At 40.9% G+C, this 16,865-nt stretch carries 15 protein-coding genes; 1 reads left to right on the top strand and 14 read right to left on the bottom strand.

The genetic code is table 11. From position 1 onward, the window contains the following. Positions 1-6: 6 nt before the first annotated feature. The 7 genes from AB4027_RS04890 to AB4027_RS04860 form a co-directional block, all read right to left on the bottom strand. Positions 7-276 (bottom strand): barstar family protein, encoded by a 270-nt coding sequence (locus AB4027_RS04890; RefSeq protein WP_368646220.1) that lies wholly within the window; start codon positions 274-276, stop codon positions 7-9. Then, positions 277-768 carry a ribonuclease domain-containing protein gene (locus AB4027_RS04885; RefSeq protein WP_368646219.1) on the bottom strand — a complete coding sequence of 164 codons (492 nt, stop codon included), beginning with the start codon at positions 766-768 and terminating at the stop codon, positions 277-279. A gap of 117 nt (positions 769-885) precedes the next feature. Then, positions 886-2,145 carry a hypothetical protein gene (locus tag AB4027_RS04880; protein WP_368646218.1) on the bottom strand — a complete coding sequence of 420 codons (1,260 nt, stop codon included), beginning with the start codon at positions 2,143-2,145 and terminating at the stop codon, positions 886-888. A gap of 669 nt (positions 2,146-2,814) precedes the next feature. Next, the gene (locus AB4027_RS04875) at positions 2,815-3,045 is read right to left on the bottom strand and encodes an AbrB family transcriptional regulator (protein WP_368646217.1); all 231 of its coding nucleotides are present in this window, start codon (positions 3,043-3,045) and stop codon (positions 2,815-2,817) included. Between the two features lie 1,071 nt (positions 3,046-4,116). Next, positions 4,117-4,845, bottom strand: a complete 729-nt coding sequence (gene istB / locus AB4027_RS04870; protein ID WP_368646216.1) for an IS21-like element helper ATPase IstB — start codon at positions 4,843-4,845, stop codon at positions 4,117-4,119. A gap of 3 nt (positions 4,846-4,848) precedes the next feature. After that, positions 4,849-6,270 (bottom strand): IS21 family transposase, encoded by a 1,422-nt coding sequence (istA, locus tag AB4027_RS04865; RefSeq protein ID WP_368646215.1) that lies wholly within the window; start codon positions 6,268-6,270, stop codon positions 4,849-4,851. 1,153 nt (positions 6,271-7,423) lie between these two features. After that, positions 7,424-8,539 (bottom strand): glycoside hydrolase family 5 protein, encoded by a 1,116-nt coding sequence (locus tag AB4027_RS04860; protein ID WP_368646404.1) that lies wholly within the window; start codon positions 8,537-8,539, stop codon positions 7,424-7,426. A 482-nt stretch (positions 8,540-9,021) separates the two neighbouring features. Between AB4027_RS04860 and AB4027_RS04855 the strand changes: the two genes are divergently transcribed. After that, the gene (locus tag AB4027_RS04855; protein WP_368646214.1) at positions 9,022-10,101 is read left to right on the top strand and encodes an IS30 family transposase; all 1,080 of its coding nucleotides are present in this window, start codon (positions 9,022-9,024) and stop codon (positions 10,099-10,101) included. A gap of 244 nt (positions 10,102-10,345) precedes the next feature. Here AB4027_RS04855 and alsE read toward each other — a convergent pair whose 3' ends face one another. The 7 genes from alsE to AB4027_RS04820 form a co-directional block, all read right to left on the bottom strand. Next, positions 10,346-11,035 carry a D-allulose 6-phosphate 3-epimerase gene (alsE, locus tag AB4027_RS04850; protein ID WP_368646213.1) on the bottom strand — a complete coding sequence of 230 codons (690 nt, stop codon included), beginning with the start codon at positions 11,033-11,035 and terminating at the stop codon, positions 10,346-10,348. Between the two features lie 145 nt (positions 11,036-11,180). Then, on the bottom strand, positions 11,181-12,284 hold the full coding sequence (locus AB4027_RS04845; protein WP_368646212.1) for a PTS fructose transporter subunit IIC: 1,104 nt from the start codon (positions 12,282-12,284) through the stop codon (positions 11,181-11,183). Positions 12,285-12,299: 15 nt separating this feature from the next. Continuing rightward, positions 12,300-12,626 (bottom strand): PTS fructose transporter subunit IIB, encoded by a 327-nt coding sequence (locus tag AB4027_RS04840; RefSeq protein WP_368646211.1) that lies wholly within the window; start codon positions 12,624-12,626, stop codon positions 12,300-12,302. A 21-nt stretch (positions 12,627-12,647) separates the two neighbouring features. Then, the gene (locus AB4027_RS04835) at positions 12,648-13,100 is read right to left on the bottom strand and encodes a PTS sugar transporter subunit IIA (protein WP_368646210.1); all 453 of its coding nucleotides are present in this window, start codon (positions 13,098-13,100) and stop codon (positions 12,648-12,650) included. A 27-nt stretch (positions 13,101-13,127) separates the two neighbouring features. After that, positions 13,128-13,559, bottom strand: a complete 432-nt coding sequence (locus tag AB4027_RS04830) for a PTS sugar transporter subunit IIA (protein ID WP_368646209.1) — start codon at positions 13,557-13,559, stop codon at positions 13,128-13,130. Then, positions 13,537-15,039, bottom strand: a complete 1,503-nt coding sequence (locus AB4027_RS04825) for a transcription antiterminator (protein ID WP_368646208.1) — start codon at positions 15,037-15,039, stop codon at positions 13,537-13,539. The genes AB4027_RS04830 and AB4027_RS04825 overlap by 23 nt, the downstream gene beginning before the upstream one ends. 374 nt (positions 15,040-15,413) lie before the next feature. Beyond that, positions 15,414-16,853, bottom strand: coding sequence for a 6-phospho-beta-glucosidase (locus tag AB4027_RS04820; protein WP_368646403.1), 1,440 nt, complete (start codon positions 16,851-16,853; stop codon positions 15,414-15,416). Between the last annotated feature and the right edge of the window lie 12 nt (positions 16,854-16,865).

Raw genomic sequence — 16,865 nt, 5'->3', positions numbered from 1 at the left:
CATCTCTTAAATCACCTTAAACCCAACGTTCCGATTCACTTTCTCGACATCCACAAAAGTCTGAATCAGTCGTTCGGCGTATGGACCCAGGTGCTCCATGAGTTCGGGTCTGTTGATCAGTATGATCGACAAATCTTTGTCATAAACACTCAAGGCATCATATAAGGCATCGAGGTTGTAGCCGAAGTAACTGGGGATATCAAGCTGTTCCTGGATATAGCGATGGGTAGCTTCTCTGTTTGTCATGCGCTCACCGTCTAATTTTACTGTTCTCATCTATTCGTCCTCCCCATATAGCTGCTGGAAACTGTCGTAATGATCATCGGTATAGTATATCAGACCGTCGTTGGAATATACGAGACGCTCGGCTCCGCGGTAGCCGCCTTCATAATTGACATCAGCTTCGAAGTAGTCCCGTCCCTCTTCTTCAGGAAGCAGACCTTCGCGGTTCCCAAACTCATCCCCGCCGATCAGCATCTCGTCGGTCACTTCCCACAGATTCCCTTCACTCGCTTCCCAGCCCAGATCACGTGCTTCTTCTTTAGTCAGGTAATTGTCCGGCAATTCATCGTATGTATGGATATATAAAGCCACGTCTTCCGGAGAACTGTAATAGCCGTCTTCATCGATTGTCTCGTTCCTGATTTCGTCGGTCGTCTGGGACAGTTCCTCTTCAATGACATCATCCAGTATCGGCTCCACCTGACTGCACCCTGACAGCATCAGACCGGCCCCCAGCACAAGTCCAGTGAGTATCTTTTTTTCCATAATATTCTCTCCTTATATCCGTTCGTGTATGTGTGAGTTATCTAAAAGTATAGCACATCTGTCACCCTATGTATGAAAAGAAGGCCCCATAGTTGAGGCCCTTTTCCTCTATTATCTTTATAAGTCATCTGCGGCATTATATAAGACGAGACCGTCTTCCAGCCACAACAGAATATAGTCATCGTCCAGTGGGTTCAGTAAGATGACGCCGACTTCGCTTGCTTCATAGACCACTTCGCTCAAATAGATAAAACTGTTGAGCATAAGCTCAAACTCTTCCTTGACTTCAGGCATATCCGAGAACACGAAGGCATCGGCGATCGCCGTATCATGCGGGGTGACGGCAACGGCCACCATATCTTCGTCGTAATGAATATCAGCCGTCTGACCTATTTCATCGTCCTGCAGGAATTCCACGATGACTTCCGGTTCTAGTATGTTTCCTTCGCCTATTCCTTCGATGCGCTCAGGCTCGACCATTTCGTCCTGGATCAATTCTTCCTCAGCTTCTTCGGTTTCCTCCACTTCAGCTTCGACAGGTTCCTCTGCAACTGCCTCTTCGGTTTCAGTGTCTGCTTCCTGATCATCATCCCCACGGTCGTCCCCTGCTTTTATATCAAAGAACACGGTGCTCTCTTCGGACCATTTGATCAGATACGGCTCGTCGACCGGTGCGATCGCAGCCTGCTTGCCGCTGGTCGTTCCGCCGTCAAACAAGTCGATGTAACCGAATTCATTATTCAGCGTGGCATAATGTCCGTCTGGCGATTCCGCGCCGCTTTCGGATACGGTCGAGATCGTCGGCATCGGCATATACGGTATGTTCTCGTCGCCTTCCAGCAAAGTGGCCTCGATATCGAACACGATCCATTCATAGCCTTCGGGTGCTTCTTCATTGAACTGATTTTCTTCCAGAAGGAACGCATAAGCGTCGTCTCCGGTCACGGGGTTGCTCAACGTCACTTCTAAAAGACCTTCCTCGGGGTTATACTCCTCCGCTTCATAATCAACGATTTGAACAGTGAACTGAATCGATTCATTTAATGGGACCGGGTTGGTTCGCTTACCCAACTCCGCTGTTGTTTCTTCCTCCGGTTCTGCTTCGGTCTCTGGCTCTTCAACTTCCGGTTCTTCTTCAACGTTCTCTTCTTCGTCCAGTTCTTCCGACGCTTCTTCCTCTTCTTCGACCACGGTTTCTTCGATTTGTTCGGTCTCTTCCGGCTCATTTTCTGCGGCCACTTCATCTACACGACTGACTTCTTCTACTATGTCTGCTTCGTCCTGCATCTCTTCTGCGCTACAGCCCGCCATTGCAAATACTAAAGGTGACATGACCATCAGAAGAGGCGCTTTATTATGAATAAACTTTCCTGACATTATTCTTTTCACCTCCTAACTTTTGTCCTTATTTAACTTGATATTACCACTATAAGGTTTAAATGTTCAAATGAAACGAATCACAATGAGACACCTTTTTGAAAGACTACTCGTATTTAATTAAAGTCAAAGAAACTGCTCAAGATACTTATATTGATTGAGCAGTTTCATCATTATTCAGTTTGTTCTAGAAAGAGTGCAATACAAGTCTTCCTATCTAGTCTATTCGGGTATTAAAAATGTTTTGATTAGATGATTTTGTCAGCTCACCTGCCAAAATCTACTTTCCTAATAAGCTTTTTGTTCTTTTCGGTACAAGTGAAGGATAAATAATCATCAACTTGTTCCGAATAAGCAGTCTCGGTACAAATGACGAGATAATCTGCATCCACTTGTCCCGCAAATCGGTATTCGGCACAAGTGAGCTTCATTTATTTTGTCACTTGTACCGAATACCGTCTTTTTTAGATCAATGCAGTTATTTTTCGCCGGGCGAAAAATCTCATATCAATCTTTAAGTGGAAAAAAGTTGGAGGTATTGGCAGCTCAGCTGCCAATACCTCCTTTCTTTATGTCTTTTCATTAAACATGCATTTTCTCGTAGAATAAACCAGTATTTTTAGTTGAGATACTAGCACCTTTGCATAGAATATACTTAATGCCTGAAATCTACCCTATTTCTTTTCCAGTCGGTTTCCTAGCTTCCCATATATCCTCTTCATAATATTCTCCAGGCTTCGCATTTTTGAATGGATTGTCAAGTTTAGGAATCAACATAATAATCCCGTGTTCATCCTTTTTAACGATGTATTCTGAGTTTATATCAATTCCCTTTACTTCAGAAGCTGGTATCGTCACAACAACTGATCTGCCTTGCTTGCGTAGCTTAGCTGTCTCCATAATAATCACTCCTCGTCTTTAAGTATACTGAGCAGTCCCGATTAATACAATGATCGTACCACAGTATTATTTATAATCTACATATGAACATTCTGGGTCAAGGTATTTCAGTTGAGGTACAAGTGATATCAGAATCCCTGTCCAGTTGTTCCGAATAAGCAGTCTTGGTACAAGTAACCCTGAGTTAAAACAGCTACTTGTACCGTAAACCACTTTGCAAGATAAGTGAGCTAACTTTCTTTTACCACTTGTTCCAAATAAGACTACGTTGGTAACAATGTTGATAATTTTGTCAGCTCAGCTGCCAAAATCTTCTCAAAAATACCTTCCAATCAAATTAATAATGCACTAAAAAACCCGCTCTGAGACGTGGATGCGGGTATTTTAGTGCATATACTTATTCATATTTTCTTATATTAGCTTTCCAATTTTTTGAAAATGTTTCTTTATTTACCATCGCTTGAAAAGGTGGATCGATATAGGCAGTCTCGGCACAAGTGAGCTGAATTTTATTGCGTATTTGTACCAAATTCGTTTTTCTCAAGATTAATGCAGTGATTTTTAGCTTGTCGAAAAATGCCATCTCTCTTTAAATACAAGGCTGTAAATTTTGTCAGCTAGGCTTCCAAAATCGTTCTATTTTAATGGTCTTCTGACACTATTTCTATCAAACATAAAAATCGATCCAACTATTTTCGTGAGTTTTTGATTCGTTTGCATATATTAATAGTAACAACTTATAAAGGAGCTAAACGAATTGATACTTAAAGAACGCACGAAATCTGTCAGTCACCGTGTTTTAGAATCGCTTAATGCTCGAACAGTTTTATCTTCGAACGAGAAACTTCAATACGATAACCAGCTCAAAGGTTATACTGGCGAACTCCAATTTGATAAAGAGTTGAAAGAGGATTCAGTTCCGGGGATCGTCATCACCGATTTGCTGCTGAGTACCCGAGATACCCACTACCAGATCGATGCACTTTTAATCACAGATGTATTTTGCAAGACTTTTCTACACAACATTGCAGCGATAAACTACACAATTTTGCACCTGAAAGATTCTTTTAGTTATTTTTGTTTGGATAATGCATTCTTTAGTCGAAAACTCTCACCGGTAAAGCTTAATATATGAGCGTGGTGAATCAGTCGATCAACCAATGCGGCTGTCAGACGAGCGTCAATGAAGACTTTATTCCATTGACTAAATTCTAGATTACTAGTAATAATGACGCTTTTCGTCTCGTACCAATCGCTAATCAGCTGAAATAGAAGTTCCGCTCCTTCTTTCGTAAACGGAACATACCCCATTTCATCTAAAATAATCAGTTTAACCTTGTCAAAACGCTTTTTAAAAGTATCTAGTGTGTTATTTTTCCATTGACGTTCTAGCTCACTGACTAGGTCAGATACGCGCCAGAAGCGTGTATCTATACCGTTTTCTGTAGCTAATGTGCCTAAGGCACATGCTAAGTGAGTTTTTCCTGTGCCAGGTGTTCCTACAAAAACAGCATTTTCACATTGTTTGATAAAAGACAGACTAGTCAGTTCTTCTTTTGTCGTCGGGCTAGGAAGCGAAATCTGACGATGCCATTCATAAGTGGATAGCGTCCGCCTGTTTGGTAACTTAGATTGTTTATAGAGGCGAATCGTTTTCGCTTCTTCACGACTTTGAAGTTCATTTTTCAAGAGGAAAAGTAACCAATCCTCTTTTGAATCAAATCCATCCGTATCAACGACTTTTGGTATATGAGAGAGCCGGAGGCTTTTACACAGTTCTTCTAAGTAAGCGTGATCCATTACTTATACTACCTCCTTGGGAAAAATTCCTAACGCATCATAACTGTTCCAATCCACATTGTAAGAATCGGAACTCGGTTCAACCCCTATTAATTCATAGAATCTTTCGTTGATTTGTTTCATATCTTTAGTAACGAGTAAATTAATAAGTATATCGACACGTTCGGCTTGTACCTTCCAGTCATTATGAGTTAAGTATAATTTGATCCGCTCCGGTAGATATTTCCAGTAACGTGAGTACTCCATTGAACGAAGTTTTTTACGCCAGTCCAATAAGATGGAAACCCAGTCAATCGGTCGTTTTTTAAACATATAAGGGCGATCACCTTCAGCTATTATGTCACCAGAACCACTGTAAAATGTGTAAGTCTCAGCTGTTAAAACAGCATATATTTTAGTGTGATTTCGTGCCTTAGGCACGTGAATGAGTGTTTGATCGAGTTTGATTTCGTTATACTTGTTTGCCTTGCATTCGATCTCTTTAAAGACGGGATAAGGCACATCAGGAAGAGCCAGTAGTTCAGTTTTTTCTTCTTCCCATAACTCACTGATGGAGACGTTTTTTTCATAATGATTTCGATCTCTGTCTTCAATTAATTGGATCCTCAGTTTCTCATTCAAAGAAGCAAAATCTTTCATTGACGGGCTTGTAGGGAAAAAGTTATAACGTATATAACCCACTTTGTTTTCAACACTTCCTTTTTCATTTCCGCTGCGTGGATTACATACTTGCGTGTTGAAACGGTAATGAGTGGCGAAGCGAAGATAAGCATCGGTTAATACAGCAGGTTTGTATTTTGATTTTCTCTCCGTAACAGCAGTGGACATATTATCGATTCGAATGACTTTCGGCACACCGCCAATTTGATGAAACAATTGAGTCATGCCTTCAAATAAACATTCCTGATTCTCTGCAGGTAACGCAACCGCAAAACCCACATTACTAAACGGGAAGGTCATTACCAACGTTTTTACATCTTTAAATGATCCTTCATGTTCGACTTCCATTGTTCCAAAGTCTAGCTGTGCATCTGCTGGGGGATGTTCCAGACGTTCAAATCCTTTATCTACAGCCCCCTTATCATTGTGAGTAGAACGCCAGTCTTGGACAAATACACAAACAGTCCGATAGGACCCAGGGAAATCAAGTTCTTTCAATTCACGGTGATAAGCTACGTTTGTACGTCGTTTTTTCTTCGGTAACTTGGCATCTTCGACAAGCCATAGCGTTAAAATATCTCCCCATTTTTCTTCATACATCATGCCTGTTTTCTCTATTTTTTTCTTCTTTGGAAAATTATTACCATCGGCGTATTTTTTAGCAGTGCGCCAATTCACTCCAAGTTCTTTTCTTATGTGATCAATCGATTTATCGTGATTATTTCTTAAATTTTTGATAGTATTAATATCAGTCATTGCGAGCATACCTTTCAATACCTCCAGTTAAAGTGTAGGAACTCTAACTTTAGAGGATTTTCAGGTGCCTCGCAATGGCTTTTTATTTTGCATTTTGCCATCTGCAGAGTTGTGTACTTTCACCCTACAATCTTATGTATTTTTATCTTGCCATAAACAACAGATACTCAACTCTATCTTTACGAAGTAAAAAACTACTCAGGTTCATACTTCTATAGAGATGGTGATATCTGTTCTGAAACGGGTCATCTGCTTCAGAATCCCGTGAGTCAGGTGCACGCAAACGGTCCTATCTTCACAATTATCTGTTAAATAGCGGCTACAAAGTCGGAATTATCCCCTATGTTGTCTATATCAACCCGGGCTTCTATATTTATGACTTACCTAAACATCCAGCCATTCTATTCGCCGGTCAGCTGGACAGGCATCTGGCAACCATATCCTGCAAAGAAGAAACCAGCAATTTGGAATTAGCAAACACACTAATCGCTCAACACAACGCTTCGTACCGACCGACGAACTTACCGGACTATTCGGACAAAGATTTAAAGAAAGGAATCATGTGCAGCGAATGCTTTTCCTTTAAGTACACGACATCACGACAATGCAGGACCTGCACCGAGTGTGGTCATCGAGAAAATTCTGCGGATGCTATTCACCGAAGTATCGAAGAGTTTCGCCTGCTTTTTCCAGCCGTTCCTGTAACTAAAAAAGGAATTTATGAGTGGTGCGGAAAAGATTTTTCCCAAGCAAGAATCAAAAGTGTTTTGAAGAAGCATTACAATCTACACTCCAGTAGCAGAACCAGTTACTATGACTAAATGCTTTAAATAATATGTAGTTATTTTTCGCCCGGCGAAAAATTTCATCTCTAGCTTTTATGTGATGTTGATTTTGGCAGCCTGCCTGCCAAAATCTACCTTCTTGAAGATCTTTGGTGCTTTACAAGGACAAGTGACGTTCAGATTTCGAGCCACTTGTCCCGAATAAGGCGTTGCGGTAGAAGTGAAGACTGAGCTCGTGTGTCGCTTGTCCCGCAAATTGGTTCTCGGAACAAGTGACCTGGCCGTCCCTGCTCCACTTGTTCCAAAACCACTTTTTCACTAAAAAAGAGCCACGTTTGACTGGACATTCAGTCAAACGTGGCTCTTTACAATTCCTTTTAAACTTCCGCCCATCCACGAGCAATAGCTCTGCTGACGTCCCAGGCGTCCTTGCCGATTTTGTCTGGGGTGTTCACGGTATCGATCAATAGTTTGTAGGTCCAGTAGAAGTAGCCGTCGCCTTTGTTCCAGGCATCGACGGAGGCTTGCCATAAGGCATTGTAGAAGGCTTTGATTTCGTCACCGGTCATGTTCGGTTGGTTTTTGGCGACATGCTGGTTGAAGAGACACCACTCGCCGGTGACTAAAGGCACGTACTTTGAGACCTTTTCGATCTGTTCGCCGATTCGGTTCAGATGCGCTTGATAATACTCGAGGTTCTCCTTGTCAGGATCATCTCCGAACATTAAATAATGGTGGGTATCGAGCATCACGTTGTCAAACTCTCGCTCCTTGAAAAACCCTTCCCACTTCAACAAATCAAAGCCGTCATGGAAGACGATGGTCTTGTCTGACGGCAGGATCTCACGCAGCCGGTCGTAGGCCTCCTGGTAAAAGTCATACAGGAAAGCAAAGGGTACCGGTGCACTCCCTTCGGCCATTTCTTTGTCGCGCGGTTGATACTGGTCCTGGGGATCGATGATGTCCCACATCTCAGGGGTCAATGGTTCGTTCAGCACTTCGATGCCAAAGAGTGCCTCATCTGCTTTGTAGCGTTCGGCCAGTCGCGTCAGCACATCCAGGACGAACTCCACTTCTTCGGGATGCTGGGCCCACTTGCAGACGCCGGAGATCCCGCCGTTATCGAAAGCATTCTGGCTATAAGGCGCCGTGTGCAGGTCGATCAGCACTTCAAGCCCGTATGCCCGCGCCCAGTTGAATGCCCGGTCCAGTTCATCCAGACAGCCGATAAAGGGCTCGCGGTCACCGAAGATAAAATACGGCACCGGGATGCGCACGACATTGAAGCCGGCCGCAGCGATTTTGACGAAATCGCCTTCGGTAATAAACGTCGCCCGGTGGGTCTTGATTTTTTCTTCGTAAGCTGCTGCATCCATGTCATGCGCTAAGTAATATTCATCCGCTGAAGGTGTCCGGTCGAACAGCCGTGGCGTCATCCACTTCTCCAGCACTAGCCAGGCGCCAAGATTCACGCCTTTGATTTTTTCTTCCATCAATCCATCGTCTCCTTTTCCAGTAAAAATCTTATCCTACTATTTGTTACATCTTATCATAAGCACCCATCCTGTTTTCAACGATAAAAAGATGCATACCGTATTATTTGCGAAGAATATTCTCCTATAAATTCTCTGCAAAATATTAATTTTAAGTAAGCGTTCACTATTCATACTTCATAAAAATATTACTGTAGTACAAAAGAGTCAAGCACGAAGATTAAAATCCTGTGCTTGACTCTAATTTTATATTATTCTGTTTCAAATTACACTATCAAATGTCAATAAAAACATTTGATTCGAGTTATTTCACCTAGGTATATAAATCCTCATATACTAAAAACTTATTAAATCAGAATACCATTTTTTAAAGCTGGATTTTATAATGAAGTTAGCCACCTAGGCTAATATGAAAAAACGCCATGTGAATTTCATGTTATATTGAAGTTACCACTAACTCTCAATAGACAGGATGAATTCACATGACGCACTCTAACGATACCACATTAGCACGTAAAGGAAAACACTTATCATATGCAGAGAGGGTTCAAATTGCTGTTTTGAAAAAGGAAGATTACTCCAACAGACGCATCGCTGACGTCATCGGGCGAGTTCCTCAGACCATCAATAACGAGATTCATCGTGGGGAAATCAACCAGCTCAAACGTCAAAAGCAAAATGGTAAGATTTATGATTACTACCACAAAGTCTATGATGCCGATGCTGCTCAAGCCAACTATGATAAACAGCGATTGAACTGTGGCCGGCGGCCAAAATGGGCCGATACAGATGCGTTCATTGAATGGGCTGATGAGAAAATGCTGGATGATAAATGGTCCCCTGATACGGTGGTAGGTTTTGCTAAAAGACATGAATTGTTCGATGCTTCAATTATCCCTTGTACAACCACGCTTTATGGCTGGATAGATAGAGGGATTATGCGAACGAAAAACATTGATTTGCTGGAAAAGTTATCTCGGAAACCAAAGGTTTCTGCTCAAAAGAAACGGCCAAACAAACGCGTTCTCGGCCCATCGATTGATCGTCGACCAAAAGAAATCGATACCCGTGAATCGTTTGGTCACTGGGAAATTGATACAGTTGTAGGTAATAAAGAAAAGACCGATGCTGTACTGCTCACTTTGGCTGAACGACAGACCCGATTTGAAATCATCTTAAAAATAAACGGAAAAGATCAGGAATCGGTTAATCAGGCGATTCGTAACCTTCAAAAACGATCAGGTCATACATTCTCCACACTATTTAGAACGATAACGTCTGATAATGGTTCTGAGTTCGCGGGACTTTATGAGGCCTTAAAGGATACTTTAGACATCTATTTTAGTCATCCCTATGCATCGTTTGAACGGGGAACAAGTGAGAACCAGCATAAATTCATTCGTCGTTTCATTCCCAAAGGGAAGCCGATTGGTCGAGTCTCAGAAGCACAATGCTTGCGTATACAACAATGGATGAATGATTATCCTAGAAAAATATTGGATTACAGAACGCCACATGAAAGCTTCGTCAATGCACTACGATCAGAGCGTCAGGCTGCTTAACCCGTGAGGGCTTGACAACGAGCCTCCTTCGGCATGACTTGAAAGCTGTGAAGCTGGCCTAGGCCAGCTTGTCAAAAAAACTATCATGCCTCAGCTCATTATCAAGCCCTCTCTACAAGGAAAATGAACGCAAAATTTCACATGAAAATTATTTTTAACAAGTGGCTAACTTAAACTTGAAATTTACAACCATTTTTTAAATTTCAATTCTAAACATCAAAGTACTTTTAGCATTATAAAATTTTTATACCAGAACTTTACCCGTTGCTTCCTGATAGTCTCGATTCATGATTTCCCAAGACTTTTCGATGTCTTCAGCAAGTCCAAACAGACCACTTCTACCAATAATATATACATCAGGTCCAGCTGCGTCGATTCGTTTAAATGATTTTCTATTTGAAGAACCATCCATTTCAATAACATAATTGTAATTCATTTTTTCTCTAAGCTCTCTAAGCTGTACTATTTTATCCAGGGCACCTTCTATAAAACGCTGACCAGCGAATCCAGGATCCACAGTCATAATAGTCACTTTATCAACAATATCTATATAAGGGAAAATAGTATCGATCGGCGTTTCTGGATTCAAAACAACTCCTGCTTTCAAACCCGCATCATGAATTTGATCAATCAATCGGAAAGCAAGTCCATCCAGAACCTCGACATGCATACAGATCCATTCACAATTAATATCTATTAACTTCTCTACCCAAGGTGCAGGATCAGTCACCATAAGATGGGCTGATACAGGTAATGTACTAATTTTTCGTACTTCTTGAATAAACCAGGGAGATAAAGTGATGTTTGGAACATAATGTCCGTCCATAATATCTACATGAAAGGAATCAGCATGATCATTGAGAAAAGTGATCTGTTCTTTAAACTTGTTTAAGTCCATCGTCATTAACGAGGGAGAGAATTCTACCTTTTTCATTATTAACACTCCTGAATCTATTATTTCCAAGTGAATAGCAAGGAAGTCTTACTACCCGCAATAATCATGTTTACTTTATATTTATTGCCTGTGGTCTCCTTGCTAAAACTTAGAGTGAAACTCTTGACTGATCATTATATACTTTTTAGATAATTTGAATTTCTTCCATATCTAAATCATCTTCTTCCGTATCGTTAACTTTAAGAGCTTCATCTTCAACTGACACATGTTTCTTGATAAGAGCCAATGTTAATCCTGTAGCAAGTATATTAGCCAGCAAAGCTAAAACACCGGCCCATGGACGTGACATTGTTGGAATCATAAGTACTCCCCCAAATGGCACTGTAGCATCTGCACCTAATGTTAAAGAAACGGCACCACCAATTGCACCCCCAACAGCTGTTGCAAATATACCACGAGCTAGATCGTTCAATACCAAGGGAATAACGCCTTCTACAATGTTAATGAAACCCATTGGGACAGCAGATTTTAATGTCTCCACTTCAACCTGTGAATAGATTCTTTTATTGAAAAACTTAGCAATAAAATAGGCTAGCCCGAAGCCAATCGGAGTTGCAGTATTCACTAACTGTAAAGCCGTGATCGGTCCATTTACACCTTCCGCCTGTAGAGTCAATACGAAGGCAAATACCGTTTTATTAATAGGACCGCCATAATCGATTCCACTTAACAAACCGATTATCCCACCGAATAGCACTCTTGATGTAGACCCTAATCCATTTAACAAATCAGTTAATAGTCCAGTCAATCCCATTATAGGTGCTCCGATGACATAAACCATTATTAATCCACCAAAAAATGAGGCAAGTAATGGAACGATTAGCATAGGCATTAATCCTTTTGCCCATGAAGGTACTTTAAGGTATTTAATTAAAGAAATTGCAAGATATCCGGAAATAAACCCGCCGAGAATCCCTCCTATAAATCCTGCTCCTACAGCATTGGCAGTTAGTCCAACAATGAACCCAGGAGCAATACCTGGTTTATCTGCGATAGAATAAGCAATACCTGTAGAAATAATGACAGGGAGCAATCCCAAGCCTGCTGCACCCATTACAGCCATAGTATCCCAGAGCGTATGTTCTGAGGCAATGAGATCTAGACCAGGATCGCCTCCAAAAGCCATACCGATTGCAATAAGAAAACCAGCGCCACAAACAATGGGTATCAAATATGAGATAGCAGTTAATAAATGACCTTTAAGATTTAGTTGTCTAATTTTTTTCATTTTAACTCTCTCCTTTTATTTTACTCCTACTTGTTGATCAACGACTTCTTGAGCTTTTTGAATCAATTTATTAGGTGATTTAATTGCTACGTCAGTAGGGACTTGAATGATTCGTTTTCCTTCAAATCTCTCACGGTTTCCTATTTTTACATCGACAGCCAAAATGACGATATCTGCTTCTTTAATTCGTTCTGCAGATAGCTCATTTTCTCTACCAATTGTCCCTTGCGTTTCTACTTGAATATCATGACCGGCTTTTTTTGCTGCTGTCTCCAATTTCTCCTGAGCGATATAAGTGTGTGCTATCCCTACAGTACACGCGCATACTCCTACAATTTTCATCATTATTCCTCCTAAATTTTTTTATATTTCAAATGCATTGATTACTTCACTTGTATTTTTAGCATTCAGTAGCGAGCTGACTACATCGTCGTTACCCAACTTACGGGCAAACAAGGATAAAAGTTTTAAGTGCTGATTTGCTCCTTCAGAATCATTTCCTACCGCAAACAAGACGATCCCTTTTACTCCTTTTCCATCCAGCGTTTCCCAGGAAATTTCCTCATTTAATGTACCTATGGCAACTCCTATTTCATTAACATGTTGGCTTTTACCATGAGGTATAGCTATAAAGTTTCCTATTCCCGTCATACCTTCTTCTTCTCGCTCGTACACATCTTTCAAATAACCTTCAATACTACTGATATAACCTGCCTCTTTAAGCAGCGTTGCTAATTGATTTAATGCATCCTCTTTATTATTAGCCTGCATATTGGTTTTTATTACTTTAGGATCCATCACTGATATACCTTCCATTTTTACACCTTCTCTTAATATTGATAGTTAAAATAACTTATTTACTATTTTCTGATTCCCATTTAACAACCCTGCTATCACCGTTTCATCCGCTAGCATTTTCATAATTTCACGAATTTCTACCAAGTTTTCTGTGGTTTCTCCTTTTTTCAGGACCAGGAATAACACACCTTTTACAAACTGGTCTTTATGATTCCATTCAACAATTGGTTCATCTAATCGAATTAAGATCACAGCACTTTTTATGACGTTGGAACTTTCAACATGGGGAAGAGCGAACCCTTCATCTATTAATGAGCTTCCTTGAGATTCTCGCTGGAAAAGTTCCTCCAACAGTATTCCGGAAGAATGTACTATATCGTGAGTTTGACAATAATCAGCAAACTTTCGGAATAGCTCGTTTTGGCTTTCAATAGTCCAGCTGCTCAGATGTTTTTTAAACAATTGATTTTTTATCATACCTAATCCCTTCAATCATATCTGCAAGTCTCTCCTGGTCATCAAGGGTAAACATTGCACTGACCAACAGGTGGGGAACTTTTATATAATCAGATGTTCTAATAGTTGAAATGACCAAATCAATATCCGTCTGACTTTGCAGAATCTCATTGATATTTTGGGTGGAAACCACATCGACCACTTCGACTTCAGGGAATTTCCTTTCAACCTTCACTCTTAAAAGTTCTGAAGTGCCTACACCAGTCGTACACATAATCAAAGTCTTTACTTTATGTGGAAATCGTTCAATTATCTGAGCAAAATACAGAGTTAAAAATCCAGTTTCATCTTCATTAATATCAGGAAGATGGAAGTTTTTGCTGACAAGTACAGAGACCTCTGATACTTTATTAAAGATTTCAGTATACTCAAGTTTAATTTGTTCCAAAAGATTATTCTTCATCGAGATACCGTGATTCAAGCGATTGATCATAGGTTTAATATGCTTAGCCAAGCTATGAAACAATGCAGTTCTATCAATATTAACGCCTAGTCGAAACATCATCTCATCAATATAAAAATTTGTTATGCTTTCAACTTCTTCATCAATTGTTTCATCTTCACTCGTTTCCTTCTGCATTCTTGATGAAACGAGATACTGATATAGATAGTAAACTTCCATTTCTGGGAGTTCTGCTTGTAGATAACGATTTATATTGTTGATTATTTTTTCTGCCATTACAAAAATCTCTGGGTTTTCTTTAGCAGCCTCTCGATCTTTCACGCTCAATTGCTGGCTCTTCCTGTATAGTTTAGTACCAACTTTTCTAAAACGGCTTAGCACAATATAAAGATGGGAGAAAATATTGACATTGTAAGGATATGGAAGTGTAATATTCATTTTGCTTTCAATAGTCTTTATCTGACTAAAGATAAACTGAGCATCGTAGCGGTTGAATTCACTGTCGGGAGCTAAATGCAGTGCATCCATGTTCCCGATCTTATTATCTTGAACTAACTCTTTAATGGCTTTTCGAATATCTTCTTCTTTTCCCAGCACTTTTATCATTTGATTGTGACGCTCTAACTTTAAATTGTATCTTTTAAAGTTGTTTGCTATTATCTTTTCATCTGAGGAAATGACTGTATCGCTTACATAATATTTTTCATATATTTCTGAGATATTTTTCGCGACTGGAGAAATAAACAGAAGTTCTTCTATAACATTGTTTCTTCTCTCAATCGGTGAGATATTCATTTTAGGTGTTTCTTTTATGTAGCCTCCTTCAATATATTTTTTATAATCTAACTTGTAGCCTCGTCCTCTTTCAGACTTGATCAATAGTCCATCTGTAGATTCATCATTTAGTTGCTTAACTAATCGATAGATGGTTTTCTCAGATGTATCTAAGACCTGTGACAGATCCTTGGCAGTCACAAAATCTTTCTTATTCGACAAATAGAGTATCAATGTTTTTTTTCTTTTGCTTATGAGACTCATCAATGTTCCCCCTCGCTACATTTATATAATATCAACAATTTAGAAAGCGTTTTACTAAAGTATGTCCATTGCAACGGACATACTTTACGCAACTATAAGAATTCACTATTATTTATCATGCGTTTGTTAGTGATTATCCACGTATGTACACATACTCATTAATATATCACATAATTTATTGTTTAAGTAGAACATCTCAATCGATCCTACTATGCTATGCTACAACACATCTTCAGATATTGTTTTAATCATAAAGTACAGCAGCCTTTCTTTTTCACACAAAAACCGAGCTATCCTCTAAAGAGTTAGCTCGGCTCAGTGTTTTAATATGTCTAATAGATGGATTTTTAACTATTATTTATAATTCAAATCAATTACTTATTAAGCCCATTTTCTTCAATCACCTTCTGATACCAGGCAAAGGATTCCTTCTTCCGGCGCTCCAAGGTACCGTTGCCCTGGTTGTCTTTGTCAACATAGATGAAGCCGTAGCGTTTCTCCATTTCACCGGAGCCGAAACTCACGATGTCGATGACTCCCCATGGTGTATAACCCATGACGTCAACGCCGTCAATAGCGATTGCTTCATGCATGGCTTTGATGTGCGCTTCAAGGTAGTCGACCCGGTAGTCGTCATGGATCTTGCCGTCGTCATCTATCTTGTCATAAGCGCCCATCCCGTTTTCAACGATAAATAAAGGCTTGTTGTAGCGCTGATAGACCGTATTCAATGTGTAGCGCAACCCGTCCGGGTCGATCTGCCAGCCCCAGTCGTTGGCCTCGAGATACGGGTTCCCGACCACTTTCGCCTCCGGAAAGTCTCTGATCGGCTGGCCGTCTTTTTCGTCAAGCGTCGTGACTGCTGTGGACATATAGTAGCTGAACCCGATATAATCCACGGTCCCTTCTTTGAGGGTCACTAGATCCTCTTCCGTATACTCCAGCTCGAACCCTTCTGCCTCCCAGCGCTTCAGGGCGTAGCTTGGGATCTCGCCGCGCACGTGCACGTCACTGTAAAAGAAGCGCCGCTCCATCATCTTGCTGGCCGCCAGCATATCTTTCGGGTGGCACGCATAGGGATAGACCGGCACGTAAGCCATCATGCAGCCGATCTGAAAATTAGGATTGATGTTTTTACCGATCTTGACCGCTTTGGCACTGGCGATCAGTTCGTTCAGGCTCGCCTGCAAAGTGACTTCTTCTTTATTATCCCCTTCTTCAAATAAAACTGCCGAGTTCGTCCAGGTGTGCAGCTCGTCAAAGGTGTCGAGCTGATTGTTGATCTCATTGAACGTCATCCAGTATTTGACTTTATCCTTATACCGGCGCATGACCGTTTCCGCATACCAGGCAAAAAAGGTGATCAGCTTCTTGTTCCTGAACCCGCCGTAGTTCTCGTAAAGCGCGTAGGGGATCTCAAAATGGGACAAGGTCACAACCGGTTCGATCCCGTTTCTAAGCAATTCGTCAAACAAGTCGTCGTAGAACTTGAGGCCTGCTTCATTCGGTACACTGTCGTCCCCATTTGGAAAGATCCGGGACCAGTTGATGGACGTCCGGAAGGCTTTCAGCCCCAGTTCCTTGAACAGTTGGATGTCTTCTTTATAGTGATGGTAAAAATCGATCGCTTCATGGTTCGGATAGTACTGGTCGCTTAAAACGCCTTGGGTGATTTGTCTCGGCGTTTTCTGGTTACCCGACGTCAAAACGTCCGCTGTCGACAGGCCTTTCCCGTCAACGTCATACGCCCCTTCGATCTGGTGCGCAGCGACCGCTCCTCCCCATAAGAAGTCTTTGGGGAAAGCATCGTTCATCTGTGTCATCAT

The sequence above is a fragment of the Alkalibacterium putridalgicola genome (genome assembly GCF_040959045.1).
Classification (GTDB): Bacteria; Bacillota; Bacilli; order Lactobacillales; family Carnobacteriaceae_A; genus Alkalibacterium; species Alkalibacterium putridalgicola.
Note: the sequence above shows the minus strand (reverse complement) of the source record. Positions and strands in the feature narration are given on the sequence as shown.

Bases quoted from the DNA above. Each gene is read 5' to 3' on its own strand.
- AB4027_RS04820 (WP_368646403.1), bottom strand. From the start codon at position 16,853: ATGAACGATGCTTTCCCCAAAGACTTCTTATGGGGAGGAGCGGTCGCT.
- AB4027_RS04830 (WP_368646209.1), bottom strand. From the start codon at position 13,559: ATGATAAAAAATCAATTGTTTAAAAAACATCTGAGCAGCTGGACTATT.
- istB (WP_368646216.1), bottom strand. From the start codon at position 4,845: ATGGATCACGCTTACTTAGAAGAACTGTGTAAAAGCCTCCGGCTCTCT.
- AB4027_RS04840 (WP_368646211.1), bottom strand. From the start codon at position 12,626: ATGAAAATTGTAGGAGTATGCGCGTGTACTGTAGGGATAGCACACACT.
- AB4027_RS04825 (WP_368646208.1), bottom strand. From the start codon at position 15,039: ATGAGTCTCATAAGCAAAAGAAAAAAAACATTGATACTCTATTTGTCG.
- AB4027_RS04860 (WP_368646404.1), bottom strand. From the start codon at position 8,539: ATGGAAGAAAAAATCAAAGGCGTGAATCTTGGCGCCTGGCTAGTGCTG.
- AB4027_RS04875 (WP_368646217.1), bottom strand. From the start codon at position 3,045: ATGGAGACAGCTAAGCTACGCAAGCAAGGCAGATCAGTTGTTGTGACG.
- AB4027_RS04835 (WP_368646210.1), bottom strand. From the start codon at position 13,100: ATGGAAGGTATATCAGTGATGGATCCTAAAGTAATAAAAACCAATATG.
- istA (WP_368646215.1), bottom strand. From the start codon at position 6,270: ATGCTCGCAATGACTGATATTAATACTATCAAAAATTTAAGAAATAAT.
- AB4027_RS04845 (WP_368646212.1), bottom strand. From the start codon at position 12,284: ATGAAAAAAATTAGACAACTAAATCTTAAAGGTCATTTATTAACTGCT.
- AB4027_RS04885 (WP_368646219.1), bottom strand. From the start codon at position 768: ATGGAAAAAAAGATACTCACTGGACTTGTGCTGGGGGCCGGTCTGATG.
- AB4027_RS04880 (WP_368646218.1), bottom strand. From the start codon at position 2,145: ATGTCAGGAAAGTTTATTCATAATAAAGCGCCTCTTCTGATGGTCATG.
- alsE (WP_368646213.1), bottom strand. From the start codon at position 11,035: ATGAAAAAGGTAGAATTCTCTCCCTCGTTAATGACGATGGACTTAAAC.
- AB4027_RS04855 (WP_368646214.1), top strand. From the start codon at position 9,022: ATGACGCACTCTAACGATACCACATTAGCACGTAAAGGAAAACACTTA.
- AB4027_RS04890 (WP_368646220.1), bottom strand. From the start codon at position 276: ATGAGAACAGTAAAATTAGACGGTGAGCGCATGACAAACAGAGAAGCT.